The sequence below is a fragment of the Roseomonas sp. TS2 genome, from assembly GCF_058833935.1.
Genome location: NZ_JCACVY010000179.1, coordinates 1 through 9,052, shown reverse-complemented (window position 1 = coordinate 9,052; position 9,052 = coordinate 1). Strand labels below are relative to the sequence as shown.

Here is a 9,052-nt window from a genome sequence, read left to right as displayed (position 1 = left end):
GCGCCGGGCCGCTCGGTGATGCGCGGCGGGCGGTCCATCACGCCGAAGACGCGGATCAGCCCGCCGAAGCCCTCCTGCAGGGCGGCGTTGAGCGAGCCGAGGGCGCGCATCGGCCGGGTGGCCAGCAGCAGCGCGGTGATGAAGCCGGTGAACTCGCCCACCGTGCCGCGGCCGGTGCTGACCTTCCAGCCGACGAAGGCGAGCACGCCGGCCACGGCGATGCCGCCCAGCGCCTCGAGGATCGGGTCCAGCTTGGCGCGGGTGCGGGCGATGGTGAGCAGCGCCTGGCGCAGGTCGGCAAAGGCGCGGGCGGCGCGGCCCTCCTCCTGCGCCTCCAGCCCGTAGCTGCGCACCACGCGGGCGGCGGCGAAGCTCTCGGTCAGGATGGCTGCCGTCTCGCCCACCCGCTCCTGCATGCCGCCCGAGGCGCGGCGGATGCGCTTGCCGAGCCGCATCACCGGCACCACGGCGATCGGGTAGAGCACCACGAGGATCAGGCTCATGTGCCAGTCGAGCCAGATCATCGAGGCGACGAGGCCGACCACCGTCAGCCCGTCCGCCAGGCCGTTGATGGCCTTGGTCAGCGCCTCGCGGATGGCCTGGGCGTCGGCGGTGAAGCGGGCGGCGTAGCGGGCCGGCGCCTCCCGCGCCACCAGCGCCAGGTCGGTGCGGGTGAGGGAGCGGAACAGGTCGTTCTGCAGCGCCTCGATGACGCGCAGCACCACCGCCTGCACCGAGACCGCCTGCCCGTACTGCGCCAGCGACTTCAGCGCCGTGATGACGACGATGACCGGCGGCACCAGCCAGACGATGCGCCCGTCGCCCTCCGTGAACAGGTCGAAGGCCTGCTGGATGACCAGCGGGTAGAGCGCGGTGAAGCCGGCCAGCGCCGCCGTGCAGAGCAGCGCCAGCAGGATGCCCCCGCGGTGGTGCCGCACATAGTCGCGCCACAGGCGGGCGAGCAGGGCTTTGCTGGTCTCGGGCGAGGGCAGGGCTTTGGCCATGCGCGGCGCTTAAAGCGGATCGGCCCCGCGTGGAAGCGCCTTGCGGCGGCGCGGCCCCGGCCCACCATGACGAAGCGAACGGCGCGCTTTTCTTGCAAATGATTATCATGTCAAAGTACCTGACAATCATTCGCAGTAATGCTCGCGAAATCTCCATCCGGGTTACTGGAACGATCCGGCGCCTCGCGCACTATTCCCATAATCCCTTTGATGGTTGAGGAGACCGCGACCATGTCCTTCGCCGACGCCACCGACGCCGCCTGCACCAAGTGCAAGTTCTTCGACAACCACACCGCCATGGCCGAGGCCGGGGAAGGGCTGTGCCGCTTCAACCCGCCGGTGAGCCAGCCCAGCGCCGAGGCGCATGGCCTCTGGCCGGTGGTTTCCTCGCAGGATTGGTGCGGCCATTTCAGCCAGGATGCGATGCGCTCCGGCGTGGCCGACTGACACCGGCTCCTCCCCGGGAGGCGCCGGCGCCCGCAGGCGGACCGGCCCCGCTGCGCGGGAGCGGGTGACGCGCCGCAGCGCGGCATGGAAAAGGGCGCCGCCCCGGTCGGGGCGGCGCCCTTTCTCATGCCGCGGCCTCCGGAGCGGCGGGCAGCCTCAGCGCGCGGCGCCCACGGGGGCGGCGGGCATGTCCGCCTCCGGCGGCAGGGCGCGGCCATTCGCCACCAGCGTGGCGATGCCAACCAGCGACACGGCGCCCACGTAGTGCGCCGGCCCCAGCGGGTCGGCCGCCACCAGGGCGGAGACCAGCAGCGGGGTGAGGCCGCCGAACAGGGCATAGGCCAGGTTGTAGGCGAAGGAGACGCCGCTGAAGCGGATGGGCGGCGGGAAGGCGTGGATCATCACATAGGGCACCACGGTGATGACGCCGATGGTGGCGCCGGCCAGCGCATAGAGCGGCACCAGCAGCTCCGGCCGCGCGGCGGCGCCGAGATACAGCGCGTAGGTCGCGGCGATCATCGCCAGCCCGCCGGCGACGCCCACCTTCACGCTGCCGAAGCGGTCCAGCAGCGCGCCGCACAGCATGGCGGAGACGGTCAGCGCCAGCGTCGCCATCAGGTTGCCGCGCAGCGTCTCGGCGGGGGTGAAGCCGTGCAGGCGCTGCAGCAGCGTCGGCGTCATCAGGATCACCACGACGATCGCCGCCGTCAGCATCCAGGTGACGAGCATGGAGACGGCCACGCCACGGCGGTGGCCGCGCAGCACCTGCCGGATGGGCAGCCCCTGCGTCAGCGCGGCGCGTCGGCGCATCGCCTCGAAGACCGGCGTCTCGTGCAGGAAGCGGCGCAGATACATGGCCAGGAAGCCGAACACGCCGCCCACCAGGAAGGCCAGGCGCCAGCCCCAGGCCGCCACCTCGGCCGGGGCGAGGGCGGTGTTGATGGCCGTGGCCATCAGCGAGCCGAGCAGGATGCCGCCCGTGAGGCCGCCCGTCAGCATACCCACCGCCAGGCCGACGCGGCCGGGCGGCACATGCTCGGAGACGAACACCCAGGCGCCCGGCCCCTCGCCGCCGATGGCCGCGCCCTGCATCATGCGGAAGATCAGCAGCAGGATCGGCGCGGCGTAGCCCAGCGTGGCGTAGGTGGGCGTCAGGCCGATCAGCAGCGTCGGCACCGCCATCAGGAAGATGGAGAAGGTGAACATGCGCTTGCGGCCGAGCTTGTCGCCGAAATGCGCCATGACCAGCCCGCCGAGCGGCCGGGCCAGGTAGCCGGCGGCGAAGATGCCGAAGGTCTGCAGCTGCTGCAGCCAGTCCGGCATGCCGGGCGGGAAGAAGAGGTGGCTGATGGCGGCCGCGAAGAAGACGAAGATGATGAAGTCGTAGAATTCCAGCGCGCCGCCCAGCGAGGCGAGGAGGAGGGTGCGCAGGTCCCGCCGGCTCAGGGGTGCTCTCGCGTCGGGGGGGCTGTGCTCGCTCATGTTCCGCCTGTCTCGTCGGGCTGCGGCGCTTCGTTGCGCGGCATGGCCGGTCCAGGGTTATCTTGCGTCTCGGGGTGGCCTTGTCGCGGCGTGTTTGCTGGATGCTGCGTTGCACAAGGGGCGGGGCTGCGGCGCCGCGCTCAGACCCCGAGGCGCTCCGCCGCGCTCAGACTCCCAGGCGCTCCGCCGCACTCAGACTCCCAGGCGCTCCGCGGCTCCGCGCAGGAAGCCGCCGAGCGCCGCGTGGAACTCCGGCTCGTCCAGCAGGAAGGCGTCGTGCCCCTTGTCGGACTTGATCTCGACGAAGGAGACACTGGCCGCCGCCGCGTTCAGCGCGCGCACCAGGGCGCGGCTCTCGCTGGTGGGGAACAGCCAGTCCGAGCTGAAGCTGGCCACGAAGAAGCGCGTGGCCGTGCCGCGGAAGGCCGCCGCCAGCTCCCCCCCATGCTCCGCCGCCAGGTCGAAGTAATCCATGGCGCGGGTGATGGTGAGGTAGGAATTGGCGTCGAAGCGGCGGACGAAGGTGCTGCCCTGGTGGCGCAGGTAGCTCTCCACCTCGAACACGTCCTCGAGGAAGGTGAGCGCCGAGGCGCCGCGCAGCCGGCGGCCGAACTTGCGCGCCAGCGCCTCCTCCGAGAGGTAGGTGATGTGCGCCACCATGCGCGCCACCGACAGCCCCTTGGCCGGCACCAGCCCCTCCTCCGCCCAGTAGCGCCCGCCGCGCCAGTCCGGGTCGGAATGGATGGCGGCGCGGCCGACCTCGTGGAAGGCGATGTTCTGCGCGCTGTGGTGCGCGGCCGTGGCGATCGGCGCGCAGGCATGCACCATGCGCGGGAAGGTGGCGGCCCATTCCAGCGCCTGCATCCCCCCCATCGAGCCGCCGACCACGGCCAGCAGCCGGTCGATGCCGAGATGGCGGACCAGCTTCTCCTGCGCCCGCACCATGTCGCGGATGGTGATGTTGGGGAAATCCGTGCCCCAGGGGCGGGTATGGCCCTCGCTGTCGGTCATCGGCGCGCGCGGGCCGGTGCTGCCCATGCAGCCGCCCAGCACGTTGGCGCAGATGACGAAGAAGCGGCTGGTGTCGATCGGCTTGCCGGGGCCGACGATCGCCTCCCACCAGCCGGGGCGGCCGGTGACGGGGTGGCGCTCGGCCAGGTACTGGTCGCCGGTGAGGGCGTGGCAGACCAGCACGGCGTTGCTGCGCGCCGCGTTCAGCGTGCCGTAGGTGCGGTAGGCGACGTCGAGCGGCGCCACCCAGGCGCCGCAATCCAGCGCCATGCCCTCGGGGAAATGCGCCCGCTGGTGCTCCACCGGGGCGGCGGGATCGGCGGGGGAGGAAGGAAGCGGCTCGGTCATCGCGCCCGCAGCAATAGGGGCGCCGCCGCCGCAGGTCCACCGCCGCCTTGCCGGCGGGCGGGCGGATTCGGGCGGCCCGGTTGTGCCTTGGCGGAATGGCGGGGGCGCTCTATTGCTGAGGCGCCGCCATGCCCGACCTTGCCCCCCCCGACCTGGCCTCCCTGCGCACCGAGATCGACCGGATCGACGACGCGTTGCACGACCTGCTGATGCGCCGGGCCGACCTCGTCGCCCACATGGCCGCGAGCCGGGTGAAGCAGGGCGGCCCCACCTTCCGCCCCGGGCGCGAGGCCGTGATCCTGCGCCGCCTGCTGGAGCGCAACCGGGGGGCGCTGGCCCGCCCGGCCGTGGTGCGCTTCTGGCGCGAGATCATCGCCTCCTCCCTGGCGCAGCAGGGCGGCTTCTCGGTGGCGACGCAGGGCGAGGCGGGCGTCGAGTCGCCCCTGGCGCGGCTGGCCCGCGCGCATTTCGGCCTGCTGACGCCGCTGCGCCTGCACCCCACCCCCACCCGCGTGCTGGCCAGCCTGGCCAGCGGCGAGGCCGCCGTGGCCGTGCTGCCCGCGCCGCAGGAGGGCGAGCGCCCCGAGGCGGCGTGGTGGACACAGATGGAATCGCCGCGGCTACACATAGTCGCCGCCCTGCCCTTCCTGGCGCCGTTGGAAGCCGCGCGGGATGGCGGGCGCGAGAAGGCGCCGCCCCAGGCCTTCGCCATCTCCCCCCTGGCGCCGGACGCCACGGGGCGGGACCGCAGCCTGCTGCGCTTCGAGCCGCTGCCGGAGCATTCCCGCGCCCGCATCCTCTCCCTCCTGAACACCGCCGGCCTGGCGCCGCGCTGGCTGCTGCGCCGCGAATCGCCGACGCCGATGGCGCTGGCCGAGATCGAGGGCTTCCTGGCCGAGGGCGACCCGCGCCTCGGCGCCCTGCCCTTCCCCCGCCTGCAGATCCTCGGCGCCTATGCCGAGCCCGAGCCGGAAGAATGACGCCGATGACCGTGCCGCCGCGCCCCTCCATCCTGTCGATCGATCCGTATGTCGGGGGCGAGTCGAAGATCCCGGGCGTCAACCGGATCATCAAGCTCTCCTCCAACGAGGGCGCCTTCGGCCCGCCGCCGGCGGCCATCGAGGCCATCGTGCAGGCGGCGCGCGAGGCGCACCGCTACCCGGACGGCAACGCGCGCGCGCTGCGCGAGGCGATCGGCGCCCGCTTCGGCCTCGACCCCGCGCGCATCATCTGCGGCAACGGCTCGGACGAGCTGATCACCCTGCTCTGCACCGCCTATGCCGGCGAGGGCACGGAAGTCATCATGTCCGCCTACGGCTTCATGATGTACGACATCACCGGCCGCGCCTCCGGCGCGCGGGTGCTGAAGGTGGCCGAGGTGCCGGCGCCGGGCGGCGGCATGCAGGCCGATATCGACGGGATGCTGGCGGCCGTCGGCCCGCGCACCCGCATCGTCTTCCTCACCAACCCCAACAACCCGACCGGCACGCTGCTGCCGAACGCCGAGCTGGCGCGCCTCCGCGCCGGCCTGCGCGACGACATCCTGCTGGTGCTCGACAGCGCCTACGCCGAATACGTCACCGCCCCCGGCTACGACCCCGGCGAGGCGCTGGTCGATGCCGCCGGCAACACCATCATGCTGCGCACCTTCAGCAAGATCTTCGGCCTGGGCGGCATGCGGGTGGGCTGGGGCTACGCGGCCCCCGACATCATCGACGTGCTGAACCGCGTGCGCGGGCCGTTCAACGTGGCCGGCGCCTCCCAGGCCGCCGCCGTGGCGGCGCTGGCCGAGCCGGGCTGGGTGGAGAAATCCGTCGCGCACAACACCGAGTGGCGCGGCAAGGTGGCGGCGGCGCTGACCGCCGCCGGCCACACCGTCTGGCCAAGCGAGACCAACTTCATCCTGATCGATTTCGGCTCGCCGGAGGGGGCGAAGGCGGCGGACGCGAAGCTGAAGGCGCGCGGGTTGATCGTGCGCGGCATGGGCGGCTATGGGCTGCCGGGGTGCCTGCGCATCACCATCGGCACCGCCGAGGAATGCCAGATGGTGATCGACAGCTTCGCCCATGGCTGAGGAAACCTCCGGGGCCGAGCCGGTCTTCCAGCGCCTCTGCATCATCGGGCTCGGGCTGATCGGCTCCTCCCTCGCGCGGCTGGCGCGCGAGCGGGGGGACATCGCCGCCACGCTGGTCGCCTGCGACAGCGGCCCGGGCGTCGCGGCGCGCGTGCGGGAGCTGGGCCTCGCCGATGTGGTGGAGACCGACCCGGCCCGCGCCGTGGAGGGCTGCGACGGCGTCATCCTCTGCACCCCCGTCGGCACCTTCGCGGCGCTGATGGCGGCGATCGCCCCCCACCTCGCCCTGGGCGCCGTGCTGACCGACACCGGCTCCACCAAGGGCTCCGTGCTGCGCGACCTGCTGCCGCTGCTGCCCGAGGGCGTGCACCTGGTGCCCGGCCACCCGATGGCGGGCACCGAGCATTCCGGCCCCGATGCCGGCTTCGCCACGCTGTTCCAGGGCCGCTACGTCATCCTGACGCCGCTGGAGGGCACCGACCCCGCGGCGCGGGCGAAGGTGGAGGCGCTGTGGCAGCGCGCCGGCGCCATGATCGAGGCGATGGACGCCACGACGCACGACAAGGTGGTGGCCATCGTCTCCCACCTGCCGCACCTGATCGCCTTCACCATCTGCTCCACCGCCGACGACCTGGCGCAGGAGACGCGCGAGCAGGTGCTGAAATTCGCCGCCTCCGGCTTCCGCGACTTCACCCGCATCGCCTCCAGCGACGTGGACATGTGGCGCGACGTCTTCCTCAACAACCGCGAGGCGCTGCTGGAGATGCTGGCGCGCTTCTCGGAGGACGCCCACGCCCTCGGCCGCGCCGTGCGCTGGGGGGAGGCCGGCTTCATCGAGGACCGCATCCGGCGCGGGCGGAAGATCCGGCGGACGCTGATCGAGTTGAAGCAGGCGTAAGGGTTCTTTTTTGGAAAAAAGAACCAAAAAACTTTTGCCGGTTGGGCGGTCGCTGGCCGATAGTGCAACGCCCCACTGACAAAGTCTTTTTGCTTCTTTTTCTTCAGAAAAAGAAGATGACTTCCCCTTACCGCCCCTCGAACACCGGCGCGCGCTTCGCCAGGAACGCCTTCACCGCGTTCTGGAAATCCTGCGTCTCGGCGTAGCGGCCGGCGGCCTCGATCTCCTCGGGTGGGATGGGCATCGGCCCGCGCAGCTGCCGCAGCGCGCGCTTGTGGAAGCGGTTGGAAAGCGGCGCGCCCTCCGCGATGCGTGCGGCCAGCGCTCCGGCCTCCTCGAACACCGCGCCATCCGGCACGCAGCGCGTCAGCAGGCCGCGCGAGAGGGCCTCGGGGCCGTCCAGCACCCGGCCCTCGATCATCAGCTCGCAGGCCACGGCGTAGCCCACCACGGCCTGAAGCGCCTCCAGCGCCACATAGGGGTACCAGATGCCGAGCTTGCGGGCGGGGATGCCGAAGCGCATCCCCTCGCCGCCCACCCGGAAGTCGCACACCGTGGCCAGGCCGGCGCCGCCACCCATGCACCAGCCGGAGATGGCCGCCACCACCGGGTGCGTGCAGTCGCGGATGTTGACCAGCGCCGAATCCAGCCCGGCGGCGTAGCGGCGGTCCTTCTCCCGCCCGCCGTAATCCTCGCCGAAGCCGCCGATATCGGCGCCGGCGCAGAAGGCGGCCTCGCCCGCCCCGCGCAGGATGACGCAGCGCAGGCTCTCATCGGCGGAGAGGGCGGCGAAGGTGGTGCCCATCGCCTCCCACATCGGCAGGTCGAGGCAGTTGCGCTTCTCGGGGCGGTCGATCAGCACCGTAGCGATCGGGCCGTCGCGGCTGACGCGGAGGTTCGGGTGGATCATGGTGGCGGAACGGTGCGGGCAGGCGGCGGCCCTGTCAACGCCAGCCCCGCCAACGCCGGCCTCGTCAACACCAGCCCTGTCAACGCCAGCCCTGTCAACGCCAGCCCTGGCAACACCGGCCTGGGCGCGCCGGGCAACCCTTCCCCGGCCCCCGGGGTTTGGACCGGCAGGACGACGACGGGAGAAACCCATGCACACGGACCGCAACGACGACGAGATGCGCATGAAGGTGCGCGAGATGATCGGCGAGATCGGCACCGCGATCTTCACCACCATCGACCAGCAGGGCCGCCTGCGCGGCCGGCCGATGCGCACCCAGAAGCCCGACCCCGACGGCCGCACCCTGTGGTTCTTCACCCGCGCCGACAGCCCGAAGATCGCCGAGCTGGAAGGCGATTCCCGGGTGCTGCTGGGCTATGCCGACACGCGCAGCCAGGACTACGTCTCCATCTTCGGCCGCGGCCGGGTGGTGCGGGACGTGGCGAAGAAGCGCGCCGTCTGGACCGAGGGCGTGCGCACCTGGCTGCCCGAGGGGCCGGAGAGCGACAAGGTGGCGCTGATCGGCGTCGAGATCGAGGGCGCGGAATACTGGGACGGCATCTCCTCCAGCCTCCGCTTCGCCTTCGGCTATGCCCAGTCGCTGGTCAGCGGCAAGCCGGACACCAGCGGCGAAAACGCCAAGGTCAGCTTCAGCGGCTGAAAGCCTTCGTCGCGGCCGATTCACGAAAATTTGAACCAAAAGGTTGAACTTCTCCTCTCCTGTGATGAAAATGCCCCTCGCCGCCAGGAGGCGGAAGATGGAGAGGCCGCGATGTCAGCATGGCTTTCCAGTGCCCAGGGCCAGAATGGCGCGGGGCGGGACCAACCCCCTTCCCGCC

9 protein-coding genes are annotated in these 9,052 nt (G+C 71.8%); 5 read left to right on the top strand and 4 right to left on the bottom strand.

Annotation, left to right across the window (positions count from 1 at the left end; translation table 11 throughout):
* On the bottom strand, nt 1-1,004 hold a 1,004-nt coding region (locus tag ACZJYS_RS20170; protein ID WP_493180088.1), incomplete at its 3' end, for an ABC transporter permease.
* 231 nt (nt 1,005-1,235) lie between these two features.
* Here ACZJYS_RS20170 and ACZJYS_RS20165 point away from each other — a divergent pair.
* Nucleotides 1,236-1,451: a hypothetical protein gene (locus ACZJYS_RS20165; protein WP_109518439.1), complete on the top strand. Its 216-nt coding sequence runs from the start codon at nt 1,236-1,238 to the stop codon at nt 1,449-1,451.
* 156 nt (nt 1,452-1,607) lie between these two features.
* Here ACZJYS_RS20165 and ACZJYS_RS20160 read toward each other — a convergent pair whose 3' ends face one another.
* Together ACZJYS_RS20160 and metX are read right to left on the bottom strand one after the other, a co-directional pair.
* Nucleotides 1,608-2,933, bottom strand: a complete 1,326-nt coding sequence (locus tag ACZJYS_RS20160; RefSeq protein WP_379651478.1) for an MFS transporter — start codon at nt 2,931-2,933, stop codon at nt 1,608-1,610.
* Between the two features lie 192 nt (nt 2,934-3,125).
* Nucleotides 3,126-4,292: a homoserine O-acetyltransferase MetX gene (metX, locus tag ACZJYS_RS20155; protein ID WP_493180087.1), complete on the bottom strand. Its 1,167-nt coding sequence runs from the start codon at nt 4,290-4,292 to the stop codon at nt 3,126-3,128.
* 128 nt (nt 4,293-4,420) lie between these two features.
* Here metX and ACZJYS_RS20150 point away from each other — a divergent pair, with 128 nt between their 5' ends.
* The 3 genes from ACZJYS_RS20150 to ACZJYS_RS20140 are packed head-to-tail and all read left to right on the top strand — an operon-like array spanning nt 4,421 to nt 7,264.
* The gene (locus ACZJYS_RS20150) at nt 4,421-5,272 is read left to right on the top strand and encodes a chorismate mutase (RefSeq protein WP_109518442.1); all 852 of its coding nucleotides are present in this window, start codon (nt 4,421-4,423) and stop codon (nt 5,270-5,272) included.
* A 5-nt stretch (nt 5,273-5,277) separates the two neighbouring features.
* On the top strand, nt 5,278-6,366 hold the full coding sequence (hisC, locus tag ACZJYS_RS20145) for a histidinol-phosphate transaminase (RefSeq protein WP_493180086.1): 1,089 nt from the start codon (nt 5,278-5,280) through the stop codon (nt 6,364-6,366).
* Nucleotides 6,359-7,264, top strand: coding sequence for a prephenate dehydrogenase/arogenate dehydrogenase family protein (locus tag ACZJYS_RS20140; protein WP_493180085.1), 906 nt, complete (start codon nt 6,359-6,361; stop codon nt 7,262-7,264). The genes hisC and ACZJYS_RS20140 overlap by 8 nt, the downstream gene beginning before the upstream one ends.
* A gap of 127 nt (nt 7,265-7,391) precedes the next feature.
* On the opposite strand, the gene ACZJYS_RS20135 is transcribed toward ACZJYS_RS20140, so the two are convergent.
* A complete protein-coding gene (locus ACZJYS_RS20135) occupies nt 7,392-8,174 on the bottom strand; it encodes an enoyl-CoA hydratase/isomerase family protein (protein WP_109518445.1) in 783 nt (260 codons plus the stop codon).
* A 190-nt stretch (nt 8,175-8,364) separates the two neighbouring features.
* Here ACZJYS_RS20135 and ACZJYS_RS20130 point away from each other — a divergent pair, with 190 nt between their 5' ends.
* A complete protein-coding gene (locus ACZJYS_RS20130; RefSeq protein ID WP_109518446.1) occupies nt 8,365-8,874 on the top strand; it encodes a pyridoxamine 5'-phosphate oxidase family protein in 510 nt (169 codons plus the stop codon).
* Nucleotides 8,875-9,052: the final 178 nt, after the last annotated feature.

Bases quoted from the DNA above. Each gene is read 5' to 3' on its own strand.
- ACZJYS_RS20165 (WP_109518439.1), top strand. From the start codon at position 1,236: ATGTCCTTCGCCGACGCCACCGACGCCGCCTGCACCAAGTGCAAGTTC.
- ACZJYS_RS20160 (WP_379651478.1), bottom strand. From the start codon at position 2,933: ATGAGCGAGCACAGCCCCCCCGACGCGAGAGCACCCCTGAGCCGGCGG.
- metX (WP_493180087.1), bottom strand. From the start codon at position 4,292: ATGACCGAGCCGCTTCCTTCCTCCCCCGCCGATCCCGCCGCCCCGGTG.
- ACZJYS_RS20150 (WP_109518442.1), top strand. From the start codon at position 4,421: ATGCCCGACCTTGCCCCCCCCGACCTGGCCTCCCTGCGCACCGAGATC.
- hisC (WP_493180086.1), top strand. From the start codon at position 5,278: ATGACCGTGCCGCCGCGCCCCTCCATCCTGTCGATCGATCCGTATGTC.
- ACZJYS_RS20140 (WP_493180085.1), top strand. From the start codon at position 6,359: ATGGCTGAGGAAACCTCCGGGGCCGAGCCGGTCTTCCAGCGCCTCTGC.
- ACZJYS_RS20135 (WP_109518445.1), bottom strand. From the start codon at position 8,174: ATGATCCACCCGAACCTCCGCGTCAGCCGCGACGGCCCGATCGCTACG.
- ACZJYS_RS20130 (WP_109518446.1), top strand. From the start codon at position 8,365: ATGCACACGGACCGCAACGACGACGAGATGCGCATGAAGGTGCGCGAG.